Source organism: Diaphorobacter aerolatus, assembly GCF_014489535.1.
Taxonomy (GTDB): Bacteria; Pseudomonadota; Gammaproteobacteria; order Burkholderiales; family Burkholderiaceae_C; genus Diaphorobacter_A; species Diaphorobacter_A aerolatus.
In genome coordinates, this window is record NZ_CP060783.1 from 2,266,944 (window position 1) to 2,293,328 (window position 26,385).

Below are 26,385 nucleotides of genomic sequence, written 5' to 3' on the forward strand. Positions count from 1 at the left end.
CATGTGAGATCGCTACTCCAGTTTGCTCCAATCCTGCTTGCTTGCCAGTACCAATGCGTCCCAGTCGTCTGGCGGGTTTCCGCGCCCGAGCATCTTCTCGAACACTGCATACGGGTCTGACTTGCTACCCGATGACCGCAGCGTCTGCTCGTCGTTGACCCAGGCGTACACGATGACCTTCGCCTTCGAGTCGTACCGGAAAAACAGCCGGTACCGTCTTCCGAGCTTGGCCCGCCGCCAGTGGCGATAAGCCGGCCCCATGGTATTGCCCTGGCGGTATTCGTCGCGCGCCGGATCGCCCGGCACCACGTCTTGCATCAACTGGACCAAGGCCCGGAAGAACTTAACGTTGGCGTTGGATCCGAAGCCCTCCGGGTCGTTCTCTTGCGCACGCAGCACGGCCGCGCGCAGTTTCATCAACTGCTCGATCAGGTTGTCGTGGAACAGCAGCGTCCAGCCATGCTGTTGCATCAGATTTCCACGTCCTCATCGAAATCGTCACCCAGGTTCACCTTGTGGCCCGCATGCTCCAGCATCGTACGAGCCAGATCCTCCGGCAGACCGCGAATGTTCCGGCCAGCCTCCATATCGCGCGCCAGCAGGGTCAGGAACGCGGCAATGGCGGGGTCTTCATGCTCGGCATCAGCACGGGTCACGACCACTTCGCCGTCACGCAGGTTGAACGCGACTTTGCCGCCGGTATCCACCCCCAGCGCCTGCCGGATGGACTTGGGCAACGTGATCTGGCCTTTGGAGGTCAGCGTGGCAATTTCATGAATGGCAGGCATGGCGGTTCTCCTGATCGCAATGCCCGCATGGTAAGGAAAATTCCTTACCATGTCAATATAGGGCCTCATGGCGTCCTTCCGAATCCAACAAGCAATCCATCGTAGGACGGTAACAGCGAGCCTTCCCACACCAATCCGGCCCCGCCACACCCGCATTGGCAGTGGACGATCAATGCCCCATCGCCCTATACCCAAAGGCCGAAGGCTGCTAAAGGCCAAAGGGCCGAAAGGGGAAGGGAATGGGGTGCAAGGGGAAAGGCTCTACCCAAAAAGGCTAAAAGGCCACCCGGTCGGCCCATCACCAGGACATCCGCATGCTCTCCCTGTTCCAGCGAAAACGGCCTGTGATCTTGGCCACTGCGGTGCCTACACCCGCCGCCGATCTCCCCAAAGGGCTACTGCGGCCCGAGTCGGCCGCATCGCTGCTCACGACGTCGCGCAGGCGGAAACTTCTGGAGCACATCTGGCAGCGCACGTCGCTATCGCGCAAGCAGTTCGCCACCCTCTATCGCGCGCCACTGGAGCGCTATGCCGAGCTGGTTCAACAGTTCCCTGCCTCCGAAAGCCACCACCACGCCTACGCCGGCGGCATGCTCGACCACGGCCTGGAAATCGTCGCCTACAGCTTGAAACTGCGGCAGTCCCATCTGCTGCCGATTGGCGCCAGTCCCGAAGACCAGGCGGCGCAGTCTGAAGCCTGGACTGCCGCGGTCGCCTATGCCGCGCTGCTGCACGACATCGGCAAGATCGCCGTCGATCTGCACGTCGAACTGGCCGACGGCTCGCTGTGGCACCCCTGGCACGGCCCGCTGCACCAGCCATACCGCTTCCGCTACCGCGACGATCGGGAATATCGGCTTCACAGCGCCGCGACCGGTTTGCTCTACCGCCAACTCCTCGACCGTGATGCCCTGGACTGGCTCAGTGGCTATCCCGACCTGTGGGGACCGCTGCTCTACGTCCTGGCCGGCCAGTACGAGCACGCCGGCGTGCTGGGCGAACTTGTCGTGCAGGCCGACCGGGCTTCGGTGGCCCAGGAACTGGGCGGCGATCCGGCCCGCGCCATGGCTGCGCCCAAGCACGCGCTGCAGCGCAAGCTGCTCGACGGGTTGCGCTACCTGCTCAAGGAACAGTTGAAACTGAACCAGCCGGAAGCCTCCGATGGCTGGCTCACCGAGGATGGTTTGTGGCTGGTGAGCAAGACGGTCTCGGACAAACTGCGCGCGCATCTCCTGTCTCAGGGCATCGACGGCATTCCAGCGAACAACACCGCGGTGTTCAACGTCCTGCAGGATCACGGCATGTTGCAGCCGACGTCCGACGGCAAGGCGGTCTGGCGCGCGACCGTGACCAGCACGACTGGCTGGTCCCACTCGTTCACCTTGTTGCGTCTAACGCCCACGCTGATCTGGGAGCCGCGTGAGCGGCCGGCACCGTTCCCCGGCACGGTGGCGATCGACGTGGCGCCCACGGACAAAGAGGCTGACGTGTTCACCACCATTTCGACGGCCGGCCCGCTGGCCGCCCCGGAAGGCCAAGAAGATCCACCAGGGGAAGGAGGTCGTTCATCTTCAGCTCCTTCGTCCAAGTTCCAAACCTTGCCGGACGTGATGGAAGACATGCTTTCGATGGTGGGTATCGGCGACTTACCCGCGATCGGGCAGGACGCGGCAGTGCTCTCAGAGCAGGTGCCTGCCGCACGTCCCGAAATACCAACCTTGCCCGCGTCACTGCCGTCGTCGCCTGCGCCAGCGCCCTCGATAGCGCATCCATCCGGGGAGCACTTCATGGCGTGGCTGAAACAGGGCATCTTGTCCCGCCGACTCATCATCAACGACGCAAAAGCGCTCGTGCATACGGTGAGCGGCACGACCTACCTGGTCAGTCCCGGGGTCTTCCAGCGCTATGCGCAAGAGCACCCGCAAGTCGGCGCGCAGGCTAAGCAGGAGAGCCAGCAAGACTGGCAGTGGATACAAAAGCGCTTCGAGAGGCTGCAACTGCATCGCAAGCAGCCGAACGGCCTGAATATCTGGACCTGTAAAGTCACCGGGCCTAGAAAGTCCCGTCACCTGCACGGATACCTTTTGGAAGATTCAAGCCTGCTTTTCTTAGAAACGCCGCCGAATAATCCCTACTTATCCCTGTTGTGTGAGACCACAGGAAGCGGACTTCATGAAAGCAATGAGGGTCAACATTGAAGTCCCCTCAAATACCTGAGCCACTCAGAAGTAGAGATTGGGGAACAGTTTGACACGGTACTCGACCGGTGGGATTCGGCCGAGGGCTTCATGGGGTCGATGGTGGTTGTATCGCTGTAGCCAGTCGGCCGTCATGTCACGCACCTCCTGCAGTGAATCGAAGACGTAGCGGCGAAAGCTGTCAGCGCCCTTCGAAATCGGCAGGAGCGGACAGTCCTTAATGTAGCGGATACTCACCCTCCTCTTATGGAGACCAACTGCTGGCTCCGACGTTGGCTCAGCAAGCGATCCCATCGAAAGGTCACCAGCGGCATTCTCCAAATCAGTCTTTCTGGCTCCTGAGTTATGTGTCGATCACACCCGATACGCGCCTCATATTCCTTGACTTGTATCCGACTATGGAGTTTTCATAGGAATTTGTCCGCTTACGGCGACATCCCGTTTTCCTTGGTGCATGGTGGCCGAAAGCAAGCAGATCGCGCCAAGGGATATTGCAACGTCAGCCAAATTGAAAGCGGGCCAATGCGCTCCGTGCCAATGGAAATCGAGGAAATCGACTACAGCCCCTCGCAACAGGCGGTCAACTGCGTTACCCAGCGCGCCACCTAAGATCAGGCTATAACCCACGCCTTCCCATTTAGATACTCCTTGACGCAATAGGCGGATCAGCCAGATTGAGACTCCCAGCGCAAGCGCGGCAAAACCGAAACGCGCCCAGCTACCAGCACCAGCCAGCAGGCTGAATGCGGCGCCGTTGTTCTTCAAGTGGACGAGATTGAAGAAAGGGGTTACAGCGACTTGATCGCCATAGCCGAAAAAAAGCGAGACGGCGGCCTTTGCGACCTGATCGCCAAATAGCACTGCGGCAGCCAAGCCGTACCAGATTCCGATTGCCCGCAGCCTCGTCAGCCTCCAGGCACTCGCCAGCATCGTCAACAGCGAACCAGCAAGCGCAAGGCTGCCGGAGGCGATGCCCCAGCCGGCCAGCACGTCGGCGGGAAAGTGCATGCCCGCAGCAATGCGCGACCAGCCGACCAGAACGACATAAGCAACTAACGCCAATCGGTGGCGTACACCTGTCAGCGGCCACAACGCCCCGGCAACAAGTGCGGCGTAAGTGGAATGACCGCTCGGCAGGCTATAGTGCTCCTCCACTGTGCCAAGCACGTGATTCAAATGGCCAAATACCGCTGCCGGTCGCGGAAAATCGAGCCAAAATTTCAAGATGGAGGCTATTGCAATCGCGATGCCGAAGCCGATCACGAATTGAAGAAGCTGCCGCCGAATTGCCAAGGCGTGATCGGCTGCTGCCGTTGATCTTGACCATGCCCACAGTCCGAGCATCACTAGGGGCGCAGTCCAGTAGTTGCCCAGGACGTTGCTGAAGATCCAGGCCAGCGGTATCAAAATCGGCGGCGTGGCCTCGTTGACGAACTGAAACAGGGCGCCATTCAATCCGCCCCAATCGTAGAGAACGGCCTCCCAACTCATCGGCGCAACAGCCTCAACCCGTTGCCGACCACCAGCAGACTGGCCCCCATGTCGGCAAACACCGCCATCCACATCGTGGCTTGCCCGGTGAAAGTCAGGATCAGGAACACCGCCTTGATCCCCAGCGCGAGGGCGATGTTCTGCTTCAAGATGCTGGCTGTTGCACGGGACAGCCGCACAAACGTTGGCAGCTTGCGTAGGTCGTCATCCATCAGCGCAACGTCGGCGGTTTCGATGGCGGTATCGGTTCCCGCCGCCCCCATTGCAAAGCCGATGTCCGCACGCGCGAGCGCCGGCGCATCGTTGATGCCGTCACCCACCATGCCGGTTTTCCCGTCTGCCGACAGTTGCTCCACCTCGCGCAGCTTGTCTTCGGGCAGCAGGTTGCCCCGGCTGCGGTCAATGCCGACCTGGCTGGCGATGGCGGTGGCGGTGTGCGGGTTATCACCGGTCAGCATGATGGCTTTGATCCCCAGGCTGTGCAGTTCGGCAATGGCTTGGCGGCTGCTGTCCTTCACGGTGTCAGCCACTGCGAACAGAGCCCGCACCCCATCCTGACCGATTAGCGCCACCACGGTCTTGCCTTCGGCTTCAAGCGCGGACACCCGCAATTCCAGCGCAGGCGAACACATGTCCAGTTCCTCGACCAGGCGGTGGTTGCCTAGGTGATAGATCTGCCCGTCGATGCGGCCACGAACCCCGCGCCCAGGCAGCGCCGCGAAATCGGCTACATCGCGCGGCGTCAATCCATCGTTGACTGCGGCACGTGCCACCGCTAGGGACACCGGGTGATCTGAACGGGCGGCGAGGCTGGCGGCCAGCAATCTGGACGCATCAGGATCAGCGTTGCTCCATGCCGCGAAATCAGTCTGCGCTGGCTTGCCGTGCGTGATGGTGCCAGTTTTGTCCAAGGCCAGCCATTTGAGCTTGTGTCCCTCTTCCAGATAGACACCACCCTTGATCAGGATGCCGCGCCGTGCGGCAGCGGCCAGACCGCTGACAATGCTCACCGGCGTGGAGATCACCAAAGCACACGGACAGGCGATGACCAGCAGAACCAGCGCCTTGTAGATCCAGTCCAGCCACGGCCCGCCGAACACCAGCGGAGGCACAAGCGCTACGGCGAGGGCCACCGCAAATACGATAGGCGTGTACAGCCGCGCAAACTGATCGACGAAGCGTTGCGTCGGTGCGCGGCTTCCCTGAGCCGCTTCAACGGCGTGGATGATGCGAGCCAATGTCGATGCGCTGGCTGCGGCGGTGACGCGGAATTCGAACGAACCCTCCCCATTGATCGTGCCTGCGAACACGGAATCGCCTTCAGCCTTGTCAACCGGAAGGCTCTCTCCAGTGATCGGTGCCTGATTGACGGTGGAGCGGCCCTCAACGACCAGGCCATCGAGGGCAATGCGCTCACCAGGTTTAACGCGCACACGGCTGCCCACGGGTACAGCCTTGGCGTCCACCGCAGCCCAACCGCCGTCCGCTTGTTGAACCAATGCTGTATCCGGCGCGAGATCCATCAAACCACGGATGGCGTTGCGAGCCCGATCCAGGGACTTGGCCTCGATCACTTCGGCCAGTGCAAACAGCACCATCACCATGGCCGCCTCAGGCCAATGGCCTATGAGCATAGCGCCGGTGACCGCAATGGACATCAACGCATTCATGTTCAGGTTGCGGTTCCTGAGCGCAATCCAGCCCTTCTTATACGTAGTGAGGCCGCCAGTGAGGATGGCCACCAAGGCCAGCGCGACCACAGCCCAGTGGTTGCCGCCGTTGAGCCAGTACACGACCTCGGCCAGCGTTGCGGCTACGCCTGACACCACAAGCGGCCACCAGTTTGTGCGCGCAGGCGCTTGTGCCTCGGCCGCCGAAGGGGCTGAGGCCGTGCGTATCTCGGCATCGAAGCCGAGTGATTTCAGGGCCGCAAGCACATGGGGGAGTGCGTCGGGTGTGTGCCCGACTTGCAGGCTTCGCTGGACGAGGTTGAACTCAAGATTCGCAACGCCTGGCACGCCGGCGAGCTTGCCGCGAATCAATGCCTCCTCGGTGGGGCAGTCCATTTGCTGGATGGACAACACGGTACTTTGCTGCGCTGCCTTCTCGTCCATCCGAACCGCTCGCATGCCGATGGCCGATAGCGCCTCTTCGATGGGGCGGAGCGAGGCGGGCTGATAGCTAATGCCCAGCGTTCTCTGCACCAGATTGAATTCGAGGCCGCCCACGCCCGGCACTTTCCCGAGCTTGTCGCGAATCAGCGCTTCCTCGGTCGGGCAATCCATGTTCTCGATGCGGTAGCGCACCTGTCGCAACGCTGCATCGACCGTGTTCGGTTTCGGGCTGGGCATCGCAACGGCAGAGCAGCCACATCCCTTGGAACCACATTCACTCATGGCAACTCCTCTTGTGTAAATCTGAGGTTGATGATTTAACACTCTATAGTTACTATAGAGTCAAGTCATTTATCCCAATCCGCACCATGAACCTCCAGATCGGAGAACTTGCCAAGCGCGCTGCCTGTCCGGTGGTGACGATCCGCTACTACGAGCGAGAGGGGCTGCTGCCGCAGGCTCGCCGCAGCCAGGGGAACTTCCGCTTGTACGGAGAGGCGCATGTGGAACGCTTGCAGTTCATACTTCGCTGCCGCTCGCTCGACATGCCATTGAGCGACGTGCGGACTTTGTTGAGCTACCGGGACCGACCTGCGCAGGATTGCGGTGAGGTCAACCTGCTTCTGGATGAGCGCATCCGGGAGGTGAAATCACGGATCGATGCGCTGCGCGAACTGGAACACCAGTTGGCCGACTTGCGCGATGCGTGCTCCGGCGCCAGACCTGTCGAAGCGTGCGGAATTCTGCAAGGACTATCGGGATGCGCGTGTGATGCGCGGGGAGCCATCGCTCCCGTCGAGTGACAAATGGGTGGGCTGATCAAGCCATGACAGACCCCCTCCAGCCCCTGATGCTCTTCCGGTTGTGGTGCCGCGCATAGATAATGAATTATAATCATTCGCATTTATAAGCGAATTCTCCGCCGGTAAGGCCCCATGCAAGCCCTGCGCATACTCTTAGCCGTTCTGTTCTCTTGGCTCGTGGCCGTCTCCGGCGCGCATGCTGATCCCTTGGCTACGCAAGACAAGGCCAAGCAAACCTGGCAATTGCTGGACTACCTTGCGGTCGATTACGGCGGCGCTGTGCGGGATGGCAAGGTTCAAAGTGCCAGCGAATATGAAGAAATGAAGGAGTTTGCTGCGACGGCAGTGCAGCAACTTGCTGCACTGCCGAGCACGCCGGCACTCCCTGAACTGAAACGCCAAGCCACGGCACTTAGCGAACTCATCGCAGCCAAGGCCGACGCGAAGGCCGTGGCCGACAGTGCCCATTCACTGGCGGCGGCGCTGGTCAAGGCGTACCCGTTCCCGCTTTCGCCCTCCACGCCGCCGGATCTCGCGCGCGCCAAGGTGCTTTTTGAAGCCAACTGCGCGGCATGCCACGGGGCGACTGGCCGGGGCGATGGCCCGCTCGGCGCAAAGCTGACCCCACCGCCGATCGCATTCACCGATCGCGACCGGGCACGCTCGCGCAGCGTGCTCGCGCTCTATCAGGTCATCTCTCAAGGCGTTGCTGGCACGTCGATGCCCAGTTTCGCCACGCTCTCCGACGAAGATCGGTGGGCGTTGGCATTTTTCGCCGGAACGCTGTCGCACGACGACGCCATGCGCGCGCGCGGTGAACAATCCTGGGGCCGAGATGCCACCGCCAAAGCCGTCTTTCCCGACTTGGCGGCCGCTGCCACATTGACCGAGGCCGCCTTGTCCGAACGGATGCCGCCAGACACGGCACGCGATCTGACCGCCTACGTCCGCAGCCATCCAGAAGTGACCATCACCGCCAACGGCACGGGCGGGGTGGGCTTGGCCCGCGCACGGCTTCAGGAGAGCCTTGCCGCAGCGCGCGCAGGCGACCAGGCCAACGCGACGCGCTTGGCTTTGTCCGCCTATCTGGATGGCTTTGAGCCACTGGAGCCGGCATTGCGCGCACGCAACCAGGCGCTGCTCACCGAAGTGGAAAATTCCATGCTGGCCTACCGCGGCGCACTTGCCAGCGGCAAGCTGGAGCAAGCGGACGCTACAGCGCAGAAGCTGGACTACCTTTTTGCCCAAGTCGATACCGAATTGGGGCGAATAAAGCCGAGCCGCTGACCACCTTCATTGCCTCGATCACCATCTTGCTGCGCGAAGGCGTGGAAGCGCTGTTGATCGTCGTCGGCATGCTCGCTTTCCTGAAGAAGGCCGAACGGCGCGATGTTCTGGCCTACGTCCACGGCGGTTGGATCGTGGCGCTCGCCTGCGGCGGCTTGACTTGGGCCGTGGCAACCTACTTCGTTAGCATCAGCGGTGCCAGCCGGGAGGTGACCGAAGGGGTGTCGTCGCTCTTTGCGGCCATTGTTCTGTTGAGTGTCGGCCTCTGGATGCACCAGAAGAGCACCGCCGGCAAATGGCAGGCATATCTGAAGGAAAAACTCTCCGCAGCCATGACGCGCCGCTCGGCATGGGCATTATTCGCGCTGTCGTTCATCGCCGTCTACCGCGAGGTTTTCGAGACGGTGCTCTTCTACTCGGCCTTGGCCGGTGACGGCAACAACGGTGCATTGCTCGGTGGACTGCTGAGCGGGATGGCCGCCCTCGCCATCCTCGCATGGCTCATGCTGCGCACCAGCGCCCGCATGCCGATTGGCAAGTTCTTCAGCCTCAGCTCGATTCTGGTGGCTGTCCTCGCTGTAGTGCTTGCGGGCAAGGGAGTTGCGGGTCTTCAAGAAGCCGGTTGGCTGAGCGCCAGCCCGATCCATTGGCCACGCATCGAAGTGCTTGGGATTTATCCGTCGGCAGAGACCACCTTAGCGCAAGCCGTGATCCTCATCATTGCATTGGTCGGTTTTGCGCTGAATGCCCAGACTGCTCGCCGGTCGCAGGCGGCGTGATGTTCGGTGCTCCTGAATCGTTGGGCTCGAAACCATCGCACTGATTACCCCAAGGATGCTCTCCGCGTTGACGTCCACTTCCCATGATGCAATTCCGTCGCGTGCCAGCTGGCACGCCAAACAGCGTGACCCATTACCTAGTCCGCCCTGAACAATTCCGTTTTCAGGCAGCCGCAGTTGTTGGCATGCGAAGTTGGCGGGCAAGGGCGTCCAGGCGATGTTTGCTGTCCGTGGTCACCACGAACTTCCGTAAGCGTCGCCTCAACACCCTCTTGACGAGGATGACAGCGGATAGTCAAACGTCCAGGACGTGGCGCAGCAGGGCGAAGCCGACGCGCCAATGGGAGCCATCGCCGGGGTCGATGGTGGCGGTGCGGCTGTTGATGCGCACGATGATGCCCACCACGGTCTGCAGGTACTTGTCCTCAAAGGCCACCTTTTCGCCACAGCGGAAGTCGTTGCGTGTCGGTCGCGTTGGGGCGGGCGGCTCTGGCTCCACCGCTTGAGGAGGTGCCGCAGGATCGGGCGGAGGCGGTTCGATTGCGGCGTAGGGCAGCTTCCACTCCTTGCGCTCTCGCAAGTCCTGCAAGGTGACCTGGGCCTCGCGCATGGCCACGACCTTGCCTTCACGCAGGCTGCCATCGCGCCAGTCCACAAAGCGCACCGTCTGGCCCAGGTGCATGTCCTTGCGCACGGCAATGATGCGCCGCGGATCGGCCAGCAGCCGCTCGATCAGCGTGCTCAGCTGGAACAGCTCCAGGCTGCTGGCGCTCTGCAGGGCGTCCAGCACCCGAGGGTCGATGCCGGGTGCACTCATGCTGCCCGGCGCTGCTGTGTTGGGCTGACCCCTGTGTGCATCAGGTTCCAGGGCAACAGCTCATCGATGCGGTTGATGGGGTGCTGGGCAATGCGGCCGAGCACCTCACGCAGGTAGGCCTCGGGGTCCAGCCCATTGAGCTTGGCGGTCTGCACCAGGCTGTAGATTGCGGCCGCGCGCTCGCCGCCCGCGTCCGAGCCCATGAACAGGTAGTTGCCCCGCCCCAAGGCCACCCCACGCAGCGCCCGCTCGGCGGCGTTGTTGTCCATCTCGATACGGCCGTCATCGCAATAGCGCGTCAGGGCCTGCCAGCGCGCAAGGCTGTAGCCGATGGCCTGTGCCAATTCCGATTTGGCCGACACCCGCCCCAGCAGTTGGCTCAGCCAGGCGTGCATCTCCTGCAGCAGCGGGCCAGCCCGCGCCTGGCGTTGGGCCTGCCGAACATCGGGAGCTTGTCCCCGAATGTCGCGTTCGATCGCATACAGCTCGGCGATGCGTCCGAGCGCCTGTGCGGCGATGGAAGTCTCGTCTTTGCCGCTGCTGAGGTACAGATCCCACCAAGGTCGGCGCGCGTGCGCCCAGCAAGCGGCCTCGGTGATCTGGCCTGATCCGTAGAGCTTGCCCCAGCCGCCATAGGCGTCTGCCTGCAGGATGCCCCGGTATTGCCGCAGGTGCCGCTGTGGGTGTTCACCCTTGCGGTCCGGCGTGTACTGGTACCAGGCTGCAGGAGGCTCGCTGGAGCCGATCGGGCGGTCGTCTCTGACGTACACCCACAAGCGTCCGGTCTTGGTCTTGCCCCGCCCGGGCTGCAGCACCGGGACGGGGGTGTCGTCGGCGTGGATCTTGGCCGCCGCCAAGGTGTAGCGCCCCAGCGCCGCCACCAGCGGGTCCAGCAACTGATCGGCCTGATCGACCCAGCCGGCCAGCGTGGAGCGGTCCAGCTCAACGCCGCTGCGGGCGTAGATGCCGCTTTGGCGGTACAAGGGCAAGTGGTCGCAATACTTGGAGACCAGCACATGGGCCAGCAGGCCGGCGCCGGCCACACCACGCGCAATCGGGCGGCCCGGTGCGCTGGCCTGGAAGATCGTCTGGCAGCCCACGCAAACCAGCTTGGGCCGCACATGCCGGATCACCTTGAAGTGCGCCGGCACGTACTCCAGCTGCTCGGAGACGTCTTGCCCGATCTTGCGCAACCGGGCACCGCAGGCCGTGCAGCCGCAGGGTTGGCCCGTACCGTCGTGATGGCTGTTGCTGAGCTGGGGCAGGTGTTCCTGGACGTCGCGCGGCAGATGCGCCGGCAGACGGCGGTCGATCTGCGCGTCATTGGCGGGGGCCGGCACCGGGACACCCTTGGCACGCATGCTCAATGCGGCTTGGTCGCCATCGATCAAAGGTATCTGTGCCGCCCACTGTTCACTGGAGGTGCCGAATTCGGAACGAACCCGGCGCAGCAGTTGCAACTTGAGCTTGTCGACCATCAGCTTGAGCAGTGCCACCTCGCTATCGCGCGCCTTGATGAGGCGCAGCAATTCTTCGTAGCTCGCAGGTGATGGGGTGGGCGTCGACACGGCCTGGAGTGTGCCTCACCCCCAGTCCGGCTCCATCGGGAATGACCCGCAACGCCAGCTCTACGCGGCCAGCTCCGGCCGATGCGTGCGCGCTGGCATGCGCCAATCGATGCCTTCGAGCAGCATCGACAACTGTGCCGGTGTCAGCGATACGCCACCGCCCGAGGCTTGGGGCCAGACGAAGCGCCCGCGTTCGAGTCGCTTGCTGAGCAACAGCAGGCCCTGGCCATCGAACCACAGCACCTTGAGGATGTCGCCGCGCCGGCCGCGGAAGACGAAGACGTGGCCACTGAACGGGTTCTCGCTCAGCGCGGTCTGCACCATCGCGGCCAGACCATCGAAGCCCTTGCGCATGTCGGTGTGTCCGGCCACGATCCACACCCTCGTGTTCGCTGGCAGGCCGATCATGCGCGCAGCGCGGCCAGCACCGTCGTCAGTTGCGCGGCATCGACCTGACCACTCAGGCGGATGACGGCGCCACACAGTTCGATCTCCACCGTCCCCGTGGACGGTTGGGCAAGGGTGGTCGCCACCACATCGGCACAGGGCTGCTGTGCGAGCACAGTCACGGGTAACAGCGTCGGGGTGCCCGATTGCCAATGACCCAGCTTCATCCAGTGACGCAGCAGATTGGCATTGACGCCGTTGCGCAGCGCCAGACCCGCGACCGATGCGCCCGGTCTGCTGGCCTGTTCGACCAGCCAAGCCTTGAAGGTTGAGAAATAGATGTGCTTGCCGTTGCGAAGGGTGCGCTCAACCTTCGGGCCGCTCCACTCAGGGGTATGTCCACTGTCTTGCATATGGACGCATGCTGACCTGCTCCCCTCGGCCCGGCAACAAGGGCCTTGAGGCCACGCTTACGAACTTCCTGCGCCCCTTGGCCCGGATACCGTGGCGCTGCATCAACTGCCGAACCCGCTCCTTGCCCACCCGATGGCCTCGCGACAGCAGTTCCTTGCGCATGCGCGGCCAGCCGTATTCGCCACGCAACTGCGCGTGGATGGCCCGGATGTGCGCCAGCACTGCCTCATCGCCAAGACTGCGCCTGGGGCCTTGTCCAGGCCCGCGCCCAGATGCTTGCCAGCTGAAGTACCCGCTGGGGCTGACCTCCAGAACCTCGCACATCAGCGTGATCGGCCAACGTCTCTTCATCGACCTGATCCAGGCGTACCTTGCAACACGTCCTGTGCAAAGTACGCCGCGGCTTTTTTTGCGATGTCGCGCTCCATCTTTACCCGTGCCAGTTCCGCTCGCAGCCGAGCGATCTCCCCCTGCTCGGGGGTCACCATCGCCACGGGTTTACCTTCTGCGGACATCCCCAACTGGCCTTTGGCATCGGCCCTGACCCAGTTCGTCAGACTGGCCTTGGGCATCCTCAGCGTCTTGGCCACCACCGACGCTGCCCGTCCACCCTTCACCTGCCTGACGGCCTCCTGCTTGAACTCCAGGGTGTACTTCCCTCTGCTTTTCACTTCATTCATCTCATGCTCCATACCGGCATTCTCCGGGTTGAGCTATGAACTCCGAAATTCGGGGCAACCTCAGTATCCCATTCCACGCACGGTGTGAATGAGCTTCGGATTGAACGCATCGTCTATCTTCGCGCGGAGACGGCGGATGGCTACATCGATGACGTTGCTATCGCTGTCGAAATTCATGTCCCATACCTGCGACGCGATCAGAGAACGTGGAAGGACCTCCCCCTGGCGACGGGCCAGGAGCTCAAGCAACGCGAACTCCTTGCTGGTGAGATTGATGCGTTGGCCAGCGCGCGTTGCGCGCCGGCGCGCCAAGTCCAGCACCAAATCGGCAACCTGGATGCGATCAGGCTGGCTCGGAGCGCTTCCGCGTCGCAGCAGCGTCCGCACCCGCGCCAGCAACTCAGAGAACGCGAATGGCTTGACGAGGTAGTCGTCCGCTCCCAGTTCCAATCCCTTGACACGGTCGTCTACACCGCCACGCGCCGTCAGAAAGAGCACAGGGACCTGTTTACCGGCATCTCGAAGGGCACGCACGATGCGCCAGCCATCGACATCCGGCAGCATGACATCCAAGACCACCAGATCGTATGTCTCGCCCATGGCCAGGTGGTGTCCGTCCAATCCGTTGCGCGCCAGATCCACGACGAATCCCGCCTCCATGAGACCTTGGCGGACGTAATCCGCCGTCTTGTTCTCGTCTTCAACGACCAGCAGTTTCATCGCATGTCCCATGAAATCGCTACGGCGCGGAAAAATAGCCGCTCACGATGTACGCATTCATCCACTTTCAATCAGCAATTTACTGGTTGCCAGCTTCCACGAACATTACATGAATGTAATTCAGGGGTCATTCGATGGAAAGCGCCCAACCCATAGCATGACCTGCATTGCGTCGAACTGTGCCGCTCAGGATGGGGTGGCGTTTAGAACGACTTCCGAGTCATCTATGGAGGATTTCAGGCCATGCCGCCTCGTTCACCCTTTTTTATCGTGCCCACACAGGGCCTTTCTCGTCGGCGTTTCGTCCAAGGGTTAGCCGCCGGCGGCGTTCTCGCTGGGCTGTCCACGCCGGCGTTCAAGGCATTTGCCCAGCAAGGCTCCGCGACGCGCGGTGCCGCCCCTGTGCTGAAGGGCACCGAGTTCGACTTGGTGATCGCCGAATCGCCCGTGAACTTCACGGGCAAGCCAGGCGTGGCTACGACCATCAACGGCTCGCTGCCGGCACCGACATTGCGTTGGCGCGAGGGTGACACCGTCACAATCCGTGTAACCAACAAGCTGCGTGAAGCCACATCCATTCACTGGCACGGGATCATCCTGCCGTATCAGATGGATGGCGTGCCGGGCATCAGCTTCAATGGCATCGCTCCCGGCGAGACCTTCACGTACCGCTTCAAGGTTCAGCAGAGCGGCTCCTACTGGTACCACTCGCACTCCGGCTTCCAGGAACTCACGGGCATGTACGGGGCGATCATCATCGACCCCGCTGGCGCCGAGACCATCCACGCCGACCGTGACCACGTGCTGCTGTTCTCGGATTGGACCGACGAAGACCCGATGCGGGTGTTCACCAAGCTCAAGTCCCAAAGCGACTATTACAACTACAACCAACCTACCGTCTTCGACTTCTTCCGGGACGCCTCGCGCGAAGGCACGGCCGCTGCGATCGACAAGCGCAAGATGTGGAACGAGATGCGGATGAATCCGACGGATCTCGCAGATCTGTCTGCCGCCACGCTGACCTATCTGGCCAACGGCGTCACCCCCGCCGGCAATTGGACGGCGCTGTTCCGACCGGGTGAGCGCGTGCGGCTGCGCATGGTCAACGGTGCGGGCAACACCTTCTACGACGTACGCATTCCAGGACTGAAACTCACGGTGGTGCACGTCGATGGTGTTGACGTGGAGCCGGTGACCGTCGATGAGTTCCGATTCGGTCCTGGCGAAACCGTCGACGTGATCGTCCAGCCACGGGATGACGCTTACACGATCTTCGCCCAGGCGATGGACCGGACAGGCTACGCGCGTGCCACGCTGGCCGTGCGTGAAGGTCTTCAAGCTCCCGTGCCTGCCCTCGATCCGGTCGAATGGCTGACCATGAACGACATGATGGGCGGCATGATGGGGGCATGGACCATGGCGGGTCCGGCCAGGCCATGGAGATGACCGGGATGACCGGGATGACGGGCATGACGGGCATGACGGGCATGACGGGCATGACGGGCATGACGGGCATGACGGGCATGACTGGGATGACCGGGATGGGCTCGGGTTCGATGTCCGGGATGGATCATGGGGCGATGGCAGGCATGAATCACGGCGCCATGAACCACGGTGGCATGGCGATGGATCACAGCCAACACGCCGCGGCGGCGGGGGGACTGGCCGTGCCCAGCACTACTGCTCGCCACGCTCGCACCGAGTATGGTGCCAGCACGGACATGCGCGTTGACATGGCGCGCACCAACCTCGATGATCCCGGCATCGGACTGCGCAACAACGGTCGGCGCGTGTTGACCCTCGCGGATCTGCATACCCCGTCGGGGCCGCTGGACAAGAGAGGCCCCGGCCGGGAGGTCGAACTGCACCTCACGGGCAACATGGAACGCTACGCATGGTCCCTGGACGGGCTGGAGTTCGGAAAGTCCACGCCGGTGCACTTCAAACACGGCGAGCGGCTGCGGGTCATTCTGCACAACGACACCATGATGACCCATCCCATGCACCTGCACGGCATGTGGAGCGAGCTGGAAAGCCCCGACGGTCGCTTCCTTGCGCGCCGCCACACCCTGCCGGTGCAGCCGGCACAACGCATCAGCTTCCTGGTGACAGCCGACGCGCTCGGCCGCTGGGCGTGGCACTGCCACCTGATGTTCCACATGGATGCCGGCATGTTCCGCGAAGTCGTGGTGTCTTGAACCCAGCGCACAAGGAAGACCAAGAATGTCCAAAGCACTCCCCACTCGCGCACTGGCCACGACGCTTCTGGCCCTGGTAAGCGTCGCCGCCCAGGCACAAGCACAGAACGACCATGCAGCGCACGGCCAGGCCGACGCTCAAACGGCCGCGCCATCCACTCAGACCGTGGCTCCTGCCGCCGACCCGCACGCGGGTCACGCGACGTCGGCGAGCGGCTCGACCGCGGCCCCGGCCATGGATCACGGCAACATGCAGATGCAGGGCGGGTCGGCGCCTCCTGACGCCCGCGATCCGCATGGCTACTCCAATGGCCTGACATTGGGATCGGGCGACTACGCCGTACCCGGTGTGCCGCGGCTGATGCTGGCCGACGAACACAGGTTCTTTTCGTTGCGCGGCGAAACTCTGGAACGCCGCTTCACGCGCAAAGGAGACGACTCCACGGCCTACGACCTCCAGGCGTGGTATGGGACGACCTACAACAAGGCCGTCGTGAAGGCCGAAGGCGATATCGCCAAAGGAAAGCTCGAAGAATCGCGTACCGAGCTTCTCTGGGGCACGCCGTCGCACCGTACTGGGACACCCAGCTCGGCGTTCGGGTGGATAACGGGGAAGGCCCGAGCCGTCAATGGTTGGCTTTCGGCATCCAGGGCCTCGCCCCTACTGGTTCGAGCTGGAGGCGACGGGCTACGTGGGAAGTGGTGGACGTACGGCGCTGCGTGTCGAAGGCAGCTACGAGCTGCTGCTGACCCAGCGACTGATTCTGGAGCCTCGCGCCGAGTTGCAGTTTTATGGCAAGGACGACCCTGAACGCGGTATCGGCAAGGGCCTGGCCGAAGCGTCTGCTGGCTTGCGCCTGCGCTATGAATTCAGTCGCCAGTTCGCCCCCTATATCGGCGTGGAACGGGCGGGCAGCTTCGGACGCACCGCGGACTATGTGCGTGCCGAAGGCGGCCGTGCGCAGCAGACGCGCTGGGTGGCTGGCGTGCGATTCTGGTTCTAGAACCTAGCGGGTTTGAGGCGGGTCAGTTTTGCGTGGAAATTAACAATCGAGGAGATGTCGCCCACCGAGCTGACGCTGGCGCACGAGGCCGTGCCGGCCCTCCAATGGCCGGCCATGACCATGGGCTTCAAGCTGAGCAGCCCGCAGCTCGCCGCGGGTCTTTCGGTTCGGCAGCAGGTGCGATTCACCTTCTCCCAGCAAGGTGAGGACTACGTGATCACCGCCATCGAAAAGGTGCAGCCATGATCGCCAACGCTCACAAGAAGCTGGAGGCTTGGCAGCACGCGCACCCGGATCAACGACTGCAGGGCAAGGAGCGATGGGACGTGATCACACAGGCCGCGGAGGAAGTCGGCCGTGCCACCTGTGCCGACGCTGTCGCCACGCTGCATCGCCGTGGAGATCCGCCGTGGCAGCACCACGGTGCAGGCCGAGCTACCGCTGGACGCGCGCAGCGCCGCCTGGCTGCGCGAGGTTCTGGGTTGATCCGCGTCGACGCCGTCTGGCTGGCCGTGCAACCGCTGGACATGCGCCTGGGCACCGAAGCCGCACTGGCCCGCGTGGTCGGCATCTTCGGTGCCGCACACCCGCACCATGCCTACCTGTTCACCAACCGGCGCGCCAACCGCCTGAAGTGCTTGGTGCACGACGGCATCGGCGTGTGGCTTGCGGCCAGGCGACTCAACGCCAGCAAGTTCGTGTGGCCGCTGGACGGCGCCAGCACGCAAAACCTGACGCGCGTGCAACTTGACGCGCTCGTGCTGGGCCTGCCGTGGCAGCACCTGGGCGAGGCCGGCATCATCCGCACGATCTGAAGCACGCTGCACGGCTCGGACAATTGCCGGATATGCCGATGCGCTGAGGTCGTCGACGTGGCACGATGCCCGTCCATGATCAGCGCAGAGCAACTGGACGCCTTGGATCCGCAGACGCGGCAGGCCGTGCAGTCGCTGCTCGCCCAGGTGCAGCAGCGTGACCAGGAGATCGCCTTCAAGCAAGCGATCATCGACAAGCTCACGCACGAGATGGCGATCCTCAAGCGCATGAAGTTCGCCGCCACCAGCGAGCGCTTCGCCAGCACCCTCTCGCCCGAGCAGCGCAGCCTGCTGGAGGAGACGCTGGACACCGACATCCATGAGCTCGACGCCGAGCTGCAGCGCCATCGCAAGAAGGCCGACAACAAGGACGAGGACGAGAAGAAGGCGCCCAAGCGCACCCAGTTACCCGCCGACCTGCCGCGCCGCGACGTGCCCCATGAGCCGACCGATACGAGCTGCGGCTGCGGCCAGGACATGCAACGCATCGGGGAGGACGTGGCCGAAAAGCTCGACTACCAGCCCGGCGTGTTCACGGTCGAACGCCACGTGCGCGGCAAGTGGGTTTGCAAGTGCTGCGAGCGCATCGTGCAGGCACCGGTGCCGGCACACGTGATCGACAAGGGCATCCCGACGACCGGCCTGCTGGCCCATGTGCTGGTGGCCAAGTTCATGGATCACTTGCCCCTGTACCGGCAGGAGGCCGTGTTCGCGCGGGCCGGCCACGTGATCGCCCGCTCGACGCTGGCCGAGTGGGTGGGTGCCTGTGGCGCGCAGCTGCAGCCCCTGGTGCAGGCTCTGGCCGACGAACTGCGGCGCCACCTGGTGCTGCACGCCGACGAGACGCCGGTGGCCATGCTCAAGCCGGGCAACGGCAAGACCCACAAAGCCTACATCTGGTCGTACTGCACACCGAGCACCAATCCCGTCAAGGCGGTGGTGTTCGAGTTCAGCGAGACCCGCAGCGGTGAGAACGTGCGCGACTTCCTGCGGCTGGACACGCCCTGCGCATGGCGGGGCACGCTGGTGACTGACGGCTTCAGTGGCTACTCGGCCTGTGTCGACAAAGTCGTGACCTCGGCCCAATGCATGGCTCACAGCCGACGCAAGTTCCACGAACTGTGGGCCAACCATGGCAGCAAGGTCGGCGAGCAGGCGCTGCGCTTCTACCAGGCCCTGTTCCGCATCGAGCGCCAGGCCGAACAGCTCGCCAGTGAGGAGCGACAGCGGCTCCGGCAGCGCAAGTCACACCGGGTGCTCGCCGTGTTCCACCGATGGCTGCTCGCAAAGCGGCAGCCGGTGCCGCCCGGCTCCGCGACCATCAAGGCGATCGACTACAGCCTGAAACGCTGGAAGGAGCTCACGCACTTCGTCAGCGACGGCGACGTGCCGATCTCGAACAACTGGGTCGAGAACCAGATCCGCCCAATTGCCGTTGGAAGATCGAATTGGTTGTTCGCCGGCAGCCTGCGGGCAGGCAAACGGGCCGCGGCCATCATGAGCCTGCTGCACTCGGCCCGCATCAACGGGCACGACCCCTACGCCTACTTCAAGGACGTGCTGGATCGCCTGCCGACGCACCCGGCCAGCCGGATCGACGAGCTGCTGCCGCATCGCTGGTCACCGAGCTGAAGCCTCTTCGCCGTTGGACGCCAATTCCCATCCCCGGTGTCAGGGGCTGGGAATCTACACCGTGCCCCGGCCTACAACCGTCAAGATGTGTTCGGCGGACGCATACTCTACGGCGGCGTGCGTGCGCGCTTCACCGGCCTCGAAGCCAACGGCAATCTGCGTCTACAAGGGCCGGACGGGTTATCGCGGACTTCCGACGGCTCGACGCTGGATCTGGCATGGCGGACTGACGTTGTACGGGCCACAAACCTAGATACCGGCGAGCCGCTACCACGCATCGCTCCGCTGCGCATTGGCGCGACCCTGGTCTACGGTAACGGGCCGTGGAACGCGCGGCTTGGCTTCGACTACAACGCAGCGCAACGCCGAGTGCCGGCCAACACGCGCGAGACCGAGGCCTACACGCTGTGGAACGCCGCGATCACCTACGGCATGAAGGCACAGCGGGCGCGGCTGACCTGGTACGCGCGCATAGACAACTTGACCAACAAGCTCGCCTACAGCCCTACCTCGATCCTGACCACGACGGTGTATCCGAACGCACCGCTGCCGGGACGCACGCTCAGGATCGGCGTAAGGGCGACCTTCTGATCCGGTTGTAGTGGAGCCCTCCGATCTATGCCGGGCTCCCAAACGAGAACCCTGGTCTGCTCCTTACTCTGCAATCCAAATACCATCAGCTATCGCAAACGACTGGTTGGCGGCGATTGAACCGGAGGCGGGCCAACAAGTGCGGCGATGATGGGGCAAGGGGACGCTTGCCCCATCTCCTCGCACTGCAAGAGCATGTCCCGTAGAGCACCTTGCATGCGTTCGAGATCGCCGAGCTTCTCATCGATCTGGTCAAGGCGCCGCCGTGTCACCGTCTGAATGGCTCGGCGATTCCGCCCATCCTCCAGGTCCAAGAGCGATTTCACCTCGTCCAGCGAGAACCCAAGGCTTTGCGCGCGCTTGATGAAACCTATCCGCTGGATCATCGAAGCGGGGTAGCGCCGGAAGCTGCCGGCGGCCTTCGGGATCGGCAACAGGCCGCGTCCCTGGTAGTAGCGGATTGTCTCCACGCCGACACCAGCGACCTTCGCCAGCCTGCCGACAGTCATCCAATCACCCGGACCTTCTTTCATTGAGGGATCCACTGTCTTATTCATGACCGACAAAGAATAACGCAGCACTGCGTAGTTGACCCCTGCCTCCATTTGATCCAAATCAATTTCCCGCAGCTCAGTTGGGAATAGGATCACAGGTGTCAATGGGTCAATAGGCCGCACATGCGCACACTTCTCAACCACCGCAGGATTCGCGCCATCGCGTGGATGGTGCTCGGGGTATGGCTGTTTGCGCTCGGGGCCGGGGTGGCCAATGCCTGCCTTCTGGAGTCTCCGCAGCAACATCGGCATGCTGTCGGATATGAGCATGTTCCATCGTCCGGGCATGGAAATCATGAAGGCCTCCATGGTGAGCACGAAGAAGGTTCGCACGACCCGTCGAAGGCCCCGTGCCTGAAGCTCTGCGGCGACGTCAACCAGTCCGCCATTCAGAAAGCACCAACCTTCGCGTTCGACCTCGTCGGTTTGGCGCCTCCCGCCTATGGAGACCAGCTGCTGGCTCCGACGTTGGCTCTGCGAGCCATCCCATCGAGGGGTCACCAGCGACCACCTCCCAAGCGGCCGTCGTGGCTGCTGTTCGAGCGTCTCGCGCTGTAGCGCCTCCTTTGAGTTGCCGTGTCGGTCACACCCGGCGCACAACTCATAAGCCTTGACTCTGTACCCGACTACGGAGTTTTCATAGGGCTTTGTCCGCTTGCGGCGACATCGGTTTCGCCCCAATGGCAGGCACCCGCGGCTAAAGGAGAGAGAAATGAAATTCACGCATTCGATCGCGGCCATCGTTGGCGCCGCACTGGTCACCTTGTCTGCGTTCGCGCAGGACAACCATCAGGCCCATCACCCCGCAGGTGCGAGTCCGACCGCGGCCGAGACGCCAAGGGCGCCGACCACCGAGGGCATGGATGCGCAACTGAAGTCGATGCAGGCCATGCACGAACGGATGGTGGCTGCGAAGACGCCTGCGCAGCGCAAGGCGCTCATGGCCGAACACATGCAGGCCATGCGGGCTGGCATGGCGATGATGGGCGCAATGAAGGATGGAGCCGAGTCGGCGCCGACAGCTGAGCGGCAGCAAATGCTCGAAATGCGCATGGACATGTGCCAATCCATGATGCAGATGATGATGGACCGGATGCCTGAGCCGGCGAAGTGAGGAGGACGACCATGACAACTTCTCACCGCACCAGTCCGAGGTTTTCGCGCTCGCGATGGTTCCTGGGCTTTCTGATCTTCCTGGCCGTGAGCCTCTACATGCTGCTGACGGAACACCGCGGGCACTACCTGGCCGCGCTGCCACTGGTCCTCCTGGCGACTTGCGTCATCGCTCATGTGCTGATGCATCGCCATGCCGTACCAGGCGACGGTAGCAAGGCGAATCCACCGTACCCGGGAGAGCGCAAATGAACCACGATGCGCCCGCTTATGGGCTTTGGCTGCTCGTCCTCGTGAACTCGGCGGTCTTCATCATGTTCGCCTTCAGCTTCTTCAAACCGCAGACCTCGCGCGACTGGAGAACCTTCGGGACATTCGCAGCGTTCATTGTTGCCTTGTTCGTCGAGATGTACGGCTTTCCGCTGACGCTGTACGTGCTGTCCGGCTGGCTTCAGACCAAGTATCCCAGTCTGGACTTGCTGTCGCACAACAGCGGCCATCTCTGGTCGACCCTGCTGGGCGAGAGCGGCGACCCTCACTTCAGCCCGCTTCATATCGCAAGCTACATCTTCATCGGGGCGGCTTCTGGCTTCTGTCGAGCGCCTGGACGGTGCTCTACCACGCGCAACGGCACGCCCAACTTGCCGTGAGCGGCCCATACGCCAGGATTCGGCACCCGCAGTATGTGGCCTTCGTGGCGATCCTTTTCGGCTTTCTGCTGCAGTGGCCGACGCTGTTGACGCTGCTGATGTTCCCCTTCCTCGTCGTGATGTATTCGAGGCTGGCTGTCAACGAGGAGAAGGACATGCGCAAGCAGTTCGGCGCCGAGTTCGACGCCTATGCCGCGCGCACGCCGCGCTTCCTTCCCTCCCTCTCGGACACGCGCCAGCGAGGCTGACATGAAGAAGACCCGCTGGCGTCAGCGCATCAATCGACCGTACCTGGCTGCAGCCTACGGACAAGGCGATGGCTGCGGCTCCCGCTCGGATGCGGACATGAGCGCCGCGCCCCGCCGGGCGTCGACACACGCAATGCTGATCGCCTGCGACCAGACCTAACGGAGAACCCATGGCAAAGAACAAGAAGGGCGCCAAAGGCGCCAAGCACAAGGCCGATGTGGACGGCACCGGCACTGCCCACGGCTCAGCGCGCGACGAGACAGCGACACGCTCGATCGGCCGCGAGGACTACGAAGCACAGTTGCACATGCTGCAGATCGAACTGGTGAAACTGCAGCGGCATTTCATCAAATGCAACGACCGTATCCTGATCCTCTTGGAGGGAAGGGACGGCGCAGGCAAGGACGGCAGCATCAAGCGGTTGGTCGAACACCTGAGTCCTCGGGAAACACGGGTCGTCGCGCTAGGAAAGCCCTCCGACCGGGATCGCACGGGCTGGTACTTCCAGCGCTACGTCCCGCACCTGCCGGTTGGCGAAGAGCTCGTGGTGTTCAACCGCAGTTGGTACAACCGTGCGGGCGTGGAACCGGTGATGGGCTTCTGTACCGCCGAGGAGCACGAGGAATTCATGAACTCAGTGCCCAAGTTCGAGGAGATGCTGGTCAACTCCGGCATCAAGCTGCTGAAGTACTACCTCGACATCGGCAAGAAGGAGCAGAGCCGCCGGCTCGGGGAACGCCGCCGTGATCCCCTCAAACAGTGGAAGTCGAGCCCGGTGGATGCCGTCGCGCTGAAGCACTGGGACGGCTATACACGGGCGCGCGACGAGATGTTCATGCGCACCCATACGGCCGCAGCGCCCTGGTCTGTCGTGCACGGCGACAACAAACGGTTGGCGAGGCTCAACCTGATCAGAGACATCCTCTCCCGGCTGCACTACGCCGGCAAGAAGCACAAGGTCATCGCTCCCGACCGGGAGATCGTCTTCGAGTTCTCGCAGGACTGCCTGGACTCGGGCCGACTCGCTCGTTGAGACCACGTACACAGCGAACAGGAAGAACATCCATGAAGTCGATCAACGTTGAAGTCGGAGGGCTCGTATCGAGCCTGAGCGCGGAGGGAGTACGCCGCAAGCTGCTGCAGCTTCCCGGCGTCCATCATGCAGATGTCAACTATGTTGCGGGAAGCGCAACGGTCCATCTCGATGAGGGACAACTCAGTGTCGAGGATCTGCGCCAGCGCATCGCCGAATGCGGCTATCACTGCCGTGGCGAGCAGACGCCCAAGCACGTGTGCGCGCCCGCCGCTGGCGTCTCTGCCGACCCCAGCCATGCGGTGCACGGCCATCACGGCGCACCCGCACGTCAGGCGCAAGAGATGGGGCATGAGGGGCACCACGCGCATGCCCCCGCCACGGCCGCACGCGCGAAGGCTGCGGCCACGACGCCCGCCGCCCATGCTGCGCACCAGGCCCACGCAGGCGACCCTGCGATGGCCGACATGATGCACGACATGGGCCACGGGTCGGGCTCGATGCAGGACATGGCCCGGGACATGCGCAATCGCTTCTTCGTGGCCCTGGTCTTCGCCATTCCCGTGTTCTTCTATTCCCCGATGGGGAAGATGTTCGGCGACTTCCAGACGCCGTTCGGGCTGGACGACAAGCTCTTTCTTTTCTTCCTCGCAAGTGCCGCGATCATCTATCCAGGTTGGCCTTTCTACGTGGCGGCGTGGCGCGCGCTGCGCAACGGCGTCGCCAACATGGCCACGTTGGTCGTGCTGTCGGTGGGCACCGGCTACCTGTTCAGCATCGGCGCGACCTTCTTCTACGAGGGTGAGGTGTTCTATGAAGCGGCATCGGTGCTGCTGGTCTTCATCCTGCTGGGGCACTGGCTGGAGATGCGCGCCCGCGCGGGCGCATCCGACGCGATTCGCGCGTTGATGGATCTCGCCCCACCCATGGCCACGGTCGTGCGCAACGGGGTGGAGACCAAGGTACCGACCGCCGAGGTTGCAGCCGGGGAACTGGTCGTGATCAAGCCCGGCGACAAGATCCCGGTGGATGGCGAGATCGTCGAGGGCGCGTCGCAAGTGGACGAGTCGATGCTGACGGGCGAGTCCATGCCGGTCAAGAAGGGCGTGGGCAGCACCGTCGTAGGCGCCAGCATCAACAAGAGCGGGAGCTTTCGCTACAAGGCCACGAAGGTCGGCGCGGACACGGCCTTGGCGCAGATCGTCAAGCTGGTCCAGGAGGCCCAGAACTCGAAGGCCCCCGGCCAGCTGCTGGCCGACCAGGCATCCCAGTGGCTGGTGCTGGCGGCGATCGTGATTGGCCTGCTGACCTTCAGCGTCTGGTACTGGGTGATGGGACAGACATTGCTGTTCGCACTCACCTTGACCATCACCGTGTTCGTGATCGCCTGCCCTGACGCGCTGGGGCTGGCCACCCCGATGGCCATAATGGTCGGGACCGGGCTGGGCGCAATGAACGGCATTCTCTTCAAGAATGCGGCCGCATTGGAGAACGCCACCAAGTTGACGGTCGTGGTGTTCGACAAGACCGGCACCTTGACACTGGGGCAGCCCGATGTCGTCGAGATGGTGGCCGCGCCCGGTGTCGAGGAGACGCGGCTTCTGGCGACGGCCGCCGCGGTGGAGAAGTTCTCCGAGCACCCCTCGCGCTCGCAGTGCTCAAGCGTGCAGGAGACATGCCGACGGAGGTCACCGAGAACTTCACCAACATCGATGGGCAAGGCGCACGGGCCACTATCGGGGGCGAGACGGTGCTCCTGGGCAACCGGCTGCTGATGCAGTCGGAACAGGTGGATCTGGCCCCCTTGCCAGCGAGGCGGCGCGGCTGCAAGGCGGGGGGCGCACTGTGGTCCACGTCGCGCGCGGTGGCCGGCTGATCGGCCTCATCGCGATCGCCGATGCCGTGCGGCCGACCTCGCGCGAGACGATCGCCAAGCTGCAGGCACGCGGCGTGAAGGTCGCGATGCTGACCGGGGACAACCAGGCGACCGCCGAGCGCATCGGCAAGGAACTGGGTATCGACATCGTGCTTGCGGATGTGTTGCCCGGGCAGAAGGCTTCCAAGATCAAGGAACTGCAGCAGCAGGGTCACAAGGTCGGCATGGTCGGCGACGGCATCAACGACGCTCCGGCGCTGACGCAGGCCGACGTGGGCTTTGCGATTGGCGCGGGACGGACGTTGCGATGGAAAGCGCCCAGGTGGTGTTGATGAAGAGTGACCCCTACGACGTGGTCGGGGCCATCGAACTGTCCCGGGCGACGCTGCGCAAGATGCACCAGAACCTCTGGTGGGCCGTGGCCTACAACGTGATCGCCTTCCCGCTGGCGGCCGGGGTGCTGTATCCGTTCACCTTGTCGCCCGAGGTCGCCGCATTGTCCATGTCGGGCAGTTCCGCGATCGTCGCGATCAATGCGCTGATGCTCAAGCGCACGCGCCTGCCGGGGATCAAGCGCGTGACGTCGCGTGCCAGTGTCCCAGCGGCCGCGTCAGCCTGAGCGGC

Annotated in this window: 20 protein-coding genes and 7 pseudogenes; 15 read left to right on the forward strand and 12 right to left on the reverse strand. The window is 63.2% G+C overall.

Features of this window, described 5'->3' with window-relative positions; genetic code table 11:
- Nucleotides 1–12: 12 nt before the first annotated feature.
- Both H9K75_RS10545 and H9K75_RS10550 read right to left on the reverse strand, forming a co-directional pair.
- Nucleotides 13–471 (reverse strand): type II toxin-antitoxin system YhaV family toxin, encoded by a 459-nt coding sequence (locus H9K75_RS10545; RefSeq protein WP_187725733.1) that lies wholly within the window; start codon nt 469–471, stop codon nt 13–15.
- Nucleotides 471–788, reverse strand: coding sequence for a type II toxin-antitoxin system PrlF family antitoxin (locus H9K75_RS10550; RefSeq protein WP_187725734.1), 318 nt, complete (start codon nt 786–788; stop codon nt 471–473). The genes H9K75_RS10545 and H9K75_RS10550 overlap by 1 nt, the downstream gene beginning before the upstream one ends.
- Nucleotides 789–1,102: 314 nt before the next feature.
- On the opposite strand from H9K75_RS10550, the gene mobH reads away from it, so the two are divergent.
- On the forward strand, nt 1,103–2,986 hold the full coding sequence (gene mobH / locus H9K75_RS10555; RefSeq protein WP_187725735.1) for a MobH family relaxase: 1,884 nt from the start codon (nt 1,103–1,105) through the stop codon (nt 2,984–2,986).
- Between the two features lie 24 nt (nt 2,987–3,010).
- Here mobH and H9K75_RS25500 read toward each other — a convergent pair whose 3' ends face one another.
- The 3 genes from H9K75_RS25500 to H9K75_RS10570 all read right to left on the reverse strand — a co-directional run bounded on the left by H9K75_RS25500 (nt 3,011) and on the right by H9K75_RS10570 (nt 6,873).
- Nucleotides 3,011–3,280 (reverse strand): transposase, encoded by a 270-nt coding sequence (locus tag H9K75_RS25500; protein ID WP_226858715.1) that lies wholly within the window; start codon nt 3,278–3,280, stop codon nt 3,011–3,013.
- A 102-nt stretch (nt 3,281–3,382) separates the two neighbouring features.
- Nucleotides 3,383–4,477 carry a signal peptidase II gene (lspA, locus tag H9K75_RS10565; protein ID WP_187725736.1) on the reverse strand — a complete coding sequence of 365 codons (1,095 nt, stop codon included), beginning with the start codon at nt 4,475–4,477 and terminating at the stop codon, nt 3,383–3,385.
- Entirely contained in the window at nt 4,474–6,873 is a 2,400-nt protein-coding gene (locus tag H9K75_RS10570; RefSeq protein ID WP_187725737.1) for a heavy metal translocating P-type ATPase, read from the reverse strand. The genes lspA and H9K75_RS10570 overlap by 4 nt, the downstream gene beginning before the upstream one ends.
- Before the next feature lie 86 nt (nt 6,874–6,959).
- On the opposite strand from H9K75_RS10570, the gene cadR reads away from it, so the two are divergent.
- Complete coding sequence (gene cadR / locus H9K75_RS10575) at nt 6,960–7,394, forward strand: Cd(II)/Pb(II)-responsive transcriptional regulator (protein ID WP_103018181.1); 435 nt, start codon at nt 6,960–6,962, stop codon at nt 7,392–7,394.
- A gap of 132 nt (nt 7,395–7,526) precedes the next feature.
- Nucleotides 7,527–9,460 (forward strand): annotated as a pseudogene (locus H9K75_RS10580) (FTR1 family protein).
- 295 nt (nt 9,461–9,755) lie between these two features.
- Here H9K75_RS10580 and H9K75_RS10585 read toward each other — a convergent pair.
- The 6 genes and pseudogenes from H9K75_RS10585 to H9K75_RS10615 all read right to left on the reverse strand — a co-directional run bounded on the left by H9K75_RS10585 (nt 9,756) and on the right by H9K75_RS10615 (nt 14,046).
- A complete protein-coding gene (locus tag H9K75_RS10585) occupies nt 9,756–10,277 on the reverse strand; it encodes a hypothetical protein (RefSeq protein ID WP_187725738.1) in 522 nt (173 codons plus the stop codon).
- Nucleotides 10,274–11,845 carry an IS66 family transposase gene (gene tnpC, locus H9K75_RS10590; protein WP_187725739.1) on the reverse strand — a complete coding sequence of 524 codons (1,572 nt, stop codon included), beginning with the start codon at nt 11,843–11,845 and terminating at the stop codon, nt 10,274–10,276. Before tnpC (H9K75_RS10590) ends, H9K75_RS10585 begins: the two co-directional genes overlap by 4 nt.
- Before the next feature lie 60 nt (nt 11,846–11,905).
- Nucleotides 11,906–12,253, reverse strand: coding sequence for an IS66 family insertion sequence element accessory protein TnpB (gene tnpB / locus H9K75_RS10595; protein ID WP_054258153.1), 348 nt, complete (start codon nt 12,251–12,253; stop codon nt 11,906–11,908).
- Nucleotides 12,250–12,645: an IS66-like element accessory protein TnpA gene (tnpA, locus tag H9K75_RS23835; protein ID WP_226858640.1), complete on the reverse strand. Its 396-nt coding sequence runs from the start codon at nt 12,643–12,645 to the stop codon at nt 12,250–12,252. The genes tnpB (H9K75_RS10595) and tnpA overlap by 4 nt, the downstream gene beginning before the upstream one ends.
- Nucleotides 12,646–12,703: 58 nt before the next feature.
- Nucleotides 12,704–13,326: pseudogene (locus tag H9K75_RS23840) on the reverse strand (IS3 family transposase); the annotation flags it as partial.
- A gap of 60 nt (nt 13,327–13,386) precedes the next feature.
- The gene (locus H9K75_RS10615; protein WP_187725741.1) at nt 13,387–14,046 is read right to left on the reverse strand and encodes a heavy metal response regulator transcription factor; all 660 of its coding nucleotides are present in this window, start codon (nt 14,044–14,046) and stop codon (nt 13,387–13,389) included.
- Between the two features lie 243 nt (nt 14,047–14,289).
- Between H9K75_RS10615 and H9K75_RS10620 the strand changes: the two are divergent.
- From H9K75_RS10620 to H9K75_RS10645, 6 genes and pseudogenes are all read left to right on the forward strand, one after another.
- Nucleotides 14,290–16,244: pseudogene (locus H9K75_RS10620) on the forward strand (copper resistance system multicopper oxidase).
- Nucleotides 16,245–16,500: 256 nt separating this feature from the next.
- Nucleotides 16,501–17,248 (forward strand): annotated as a pseudogene (locus H9K75_RS10625) (copper resistance protein B).
- Nucleotides 17,249–17,368: 120 nt separating this feature from the next.
- On the forward strand, nt 17,369–17,494 hold the full coding sequence (locus tag H9K75_RS25740; RefSeq protein ID WP_449757733.1) for a copper-binding protein: 126 nt from the start codon (nt 17,369–17,371) through the stop codon (nt 17,492–17,494).
- A 281-nt stretch (nt 17,495–17,775) separates the two neighbouring features.
- Nucleotides 17,776–18,063 (forward strand): IS66 family insertion sequence element accessory protein TnpB, encoded by a 288-nt coding sequence (tnpB, locus tag H9K75_RS25505; RefSeq protein ID WP_404826438.1) that lies wholly within the window; start codon nt 17,776–17,778, stop codon nt 18,061–18,063.
- A gap of 75 nt (nt 18,064–18,138) precedes the next feature.
- A complete protein-coding gene (gene tnpC, locus H9K75_RS10640) occupies nt 18,139–19,695 on the forward strand; it encodes an IS66 family transposase (RefSeq protein ID WP_187725743.1) in 1,557 nt (518 codons plus the stop codon).
- A gap of 105 nt (nt 19,696–19,800) precedes the next feature.
- Nucleotides 19,801–20,286: pseudogene (locus H9K75_RS10645) on the forward strand (TonB-dependent receptor domain-containing protein); the annotation flags it as partial.
- Between the two features lie 89 nt (nt 20,287–20,375).
- Here the strand turns inward: H9K75_RS10645 and H9K75_RS23845 are convergent.
- A complete protein-coding gene (locus H9K75_RS23845) occupies nt 20,376–21,173 on the reverse strand; it encodes a MerR family transcriptional regulator (RefSeq protein ID WP_226858642.1) in 798 nt (265 codons plus the stop codon).
- Between the two features lie 379 nt (nt 21,174–21,552).
- Between H9K75_RS23845 and H9K75_RS10660 the strand changes: the two genes are divergently transcribed.
- The 6 genes and pseudogenes from H9K75_RS10660 (at nt 21,553) to H9K75_RS10685 (ending at nt 26,380) form a co-directional block, all read left to right on the forward strand.
- Nucleotides 21,553–21,954, forward strand: a complete 402-nt coding sequence (locus H9K75_RS10660; RefSeq protein WP_003090236.1) for a hypothetical protein — start codon at nt 21,553–21,555, stop codon at nt 21,952–21,954.
- 11 nt (nt 21,955–21,965) lie between these two features.
- Nucleotides 21,966–22,205: a DUF2933 domain-containing protein gene (locus H9K75_RS10665; protein WP_187725744.1), complete on the forward strand. Its 240-nt coding sequence runs from the start codon at nt 21,966–21,968 to the stop codon at nt 22,203–22,205.
- Nucleotides 22,202–22,851: pseudogene (locus H9K75_RS10670) on the forward strand (methyltransferase family protein). Before H9K75_RS10665 ends, H9K75_RS10670 begins: the two are co-directional and overlap by 4 nt.
- Before the next feature lies 1 nt (nt 22,852).
- Nucleotides 22,853–23,011, forward strand: coding sequence for a hypothetical protein (locus H9K75_RS10675; protein ID WP_010791738.1), 159 nt, complete (start codon nt 22,853–22,855; stop codon nt 23,009–23,011).
- Nucleotides 23,012–23,021: 10 nt separating this feature from the next.
- Nucleotides 23,022–23,885: a polyphosphate kinase 2 gene (gene ppk2, locus H9K75_RS10680; RefSeq protein ID WP_023087280.1), complete on the forward strand. Its 864-nt coding sequence runs from the start codon at nt 23,022–23,024 to the stop codon at nt 23,883–23,885.
- Between the two features lie 32 nt (nt 23,886–23,917).
- Nucleotides 23,918–26,380 (forward strand): annotated as a pseudogene (locus H9K75_RS10685) (heavy metal translocating P-type ATPase).
- The last annotated feature ends 5 nt before the right edge of the window (nt 26,381–26,385 follow it).